This window comes from Arenimonas sp., from assembly GCF_019459675.1.
Taxonomy (GTDB): domain Bacteria; phylum Pseudomonadota; class Gammaproteobacteria; order Xanthomonadales; family Xanthomonadaceae; genus Arenimonas.
On record NZ_JAIBFH010000294.1, the window covers coordinates 1 to 2,457 of the forward strand.

General features: G+C 68.7%; 2 protein-coding genes. One reads left to right on the forward strand and one right to left on the reverse strand.

The window, feature by feature from the left end:
• A partial coding sequence (locus K0M70_RS10005) for an ATP-binding cassette domain-containing protein (protein ID WP_290781727.1) occupies nucleotides 1-1,686 on the reverse strand: 1,686 nt, incomplete at its 3' end.
• 79 nt (nucleotides 1,687-1,765) lie between these two features.
• On the opposite strand from K0M70_RS10005, the gene K0M70_RS10010 reads away from it, so the two are divergent.
• The coding region (locus tag K0M70_RS10010; protein ID WP_290781728.1) for a molybdopterin-dependent oxidoreductase at nucleotides 1,766-2,457 on the forward strand (692 nt) is incomplete at its 3' end.

Sequence of the window (2,457 nt, forward strand, 5' to 3'; positions counted from 1 at the left end):
GGGCAGCGCGCGGGGGGGGGCGGGCGGGGCCCGGGTTGGCCCCCGGGGGCTAAGGGGGGGGGGGCCCGGGGGCGCCGACACGGGGGCCGCCGCGGCCAGGCGCGCGGACATCGGCCGCTGGCGCAGCCAGTCGGTGTAGCCGCCCACGTAGTCCCCTACCCGGCCGTTGCCTTCCATCACCAGCGAACTGGTGACCACGTTGTCCAGGAAGGCGCGATCATGCGACACCAGGATCAGCGTGCCGGGGTAGTCAATCAGCATTTCCTCGAGCAGCTCGAGGGTTTCAACGTCAAGGTCGTTGGTGGGTTCGTCCATCACCAGCAGGTTGGAGGGCTTCGCGAACAGCTTGGCCAGCAGCAGGCGGTTGCGCTCGCCGCCGGACAGCTTGGTGATCGGCGACAGCGCGCGGTCGGGGCTGAACAGGAAGTCCTGCAGGTAGCCCATCACGTGCTTGCGGCTGCCGTTGATCTCGATGAACTCGCGGCCTTCGGACACGTTGTCCAGCGCGTTCCAGTCTTCGCGCAGCGCGCCGCGGAGCTGGTCGAAGAAGGCAATTTCCAGGTTGGTGCCCACCTGCATCGTGCCGGCGGTGGGCTGCAGGTCGCCCAGCAGCAGCTTGAGCAGGGTGGTCTTGCCCGAGCCGTTGGGCCCGATCAGGCCGATCTTGTCGCCGCGCTGGATGACGGTGCTGAAGTCGCGCACCAGCACGCGGTCGCCAAAGGCGAAGTCCACGTGCTTGGCCTCGAACACTTTGCGACCCGACTTCTCGGCGCCGGCGGCGGCCAGCTTGACGTTGCCCGACTGCTCGCGACGCTCGGCGCGCTCGCGACGCAAGGCCTTGAGCGCGGTGACGCGGCCCTCGTTGCGCACGCGCCGGGCCTTGATGCCCTGGCGGATCCACACTTCTTCCTGCGCCAGCTTCTTGTCGAACAGCGCGTTGGCCTGGGCTTCGGCGTGCATGCGTTCTTCGCGACGGCGCAGGAAGTTGTCGTAGTCGCCGGGCCAGCTGGTCACCTGCCCTCGATCGATCTCGATGATGCGGGTGGCCAGGTTGCGCAGGAACTCGCGGTCATGGGTGACGAACACCACGCTGCCGCCGAAGTTCTTCAGGAACTCTTCCAGCCAGGCGATCGACTCGATGTCCAGGTGGTTGGTGGGTTCGTCCAGCAACAGCAGGTCGGGCGCGGCCACCAGCGCCTGCGCCAGCAGCACCCGGCGCTTCATGCCGCCCGACAGCGCCGAGAACTCGGCGTCCTCGGGCAGGTCGAGCTTGCTGATCACCTGCTCGACGCGCTGTTCGATCTGCCAGCCGTTGCCGGCTTCAATGCGGGCCTGCACGCTGCCCAGCTCGTCCATGTCGATGTCCATGCCGTCGTGCAGCATGTGGTGGTAGCGGGCCAGGTCCGCGCCCAGCTCGCCCAGGCCCATCGACACCACGTCAAAGACGCTGCCGGTGAGGTCCTTGGGCACCTCCTGCGCCAGGCCGGCAATGCGGCCCGTGCGGGTGAGCACGCCGTCGTCGGGCACGAGTTCGCCCGACAGCAGCCGCAGCAGGGTGGATTTACCGGCGCCGTTGCGGCCGACGATGCAGACGCGCTCGTTGCGCTCGATCGTCAGGCTCACGGAATCGAGCAGGAGTGGGCCGCCGACGCTGAAGTCGACGCCTTGGAGTGTGATCAGGGACATCCGGCTAGTTTACCGCGCCGGGCGCCCCGAAGCCCGCCCTGCTGACCTAAACTCGGCCCAACGCCCACAGGACAACGCCATGGCCCGCCAATCCCGCTTCCGCGCCTGCCCGCTGTGCGAGGCCATCTGCGGCCTGGAGCTGCATTACGAGGCCGATGAGCTGGTGGCGATACGCGGTGACGCCGCCGACCCGTTCAGCCGCGGCCACGTCTGCCCCAAGGGCAACGCCATCCTGGACCTGGAGGCCGATCCGGACCGCCTGCGCCGCCCGCTGCGCAGGCGAGGCAGCGAATGGCAGGAGATCAGCTGGGACGAGGCCCTGGCCGAGGCCGGCGAACGGCTGGCCGCAACCCAGCGCGACCACGGGCCCGATGCGGTGGCGGCCTACCTCGGCAATCCCAACGTCCACCACTTCGGCCACATCGCCTACTTGCCCGCGCTGCTCCGGTCGCTGCGCAGCAAGAACATCTTCAGCGCCTCGTCGGTGGACCAATGGCCGCACCAGCTGGTGGACTGGCTGATGTTCGGCCACCAGTTCCTGCTGCCCATTCCCGACGTCGACCGCACCCACTATTTCCTGATGCTGGGCGCCAACCCCGTGGCGTCCAACGGCAGCCTGATGACCGCGCCCGGCCAGCGCCTCAAGTCGTGTGGCGTTTGCGGGCCGGGTGAGAATGGAGCCCGTTGTGCCCCCCGGGGTTGGGGCCCCGCGCAACTAATATATGGGTGGGGGGGACGGGGGGTTTGGGGGCGGGGAAACGGGTGGAGACA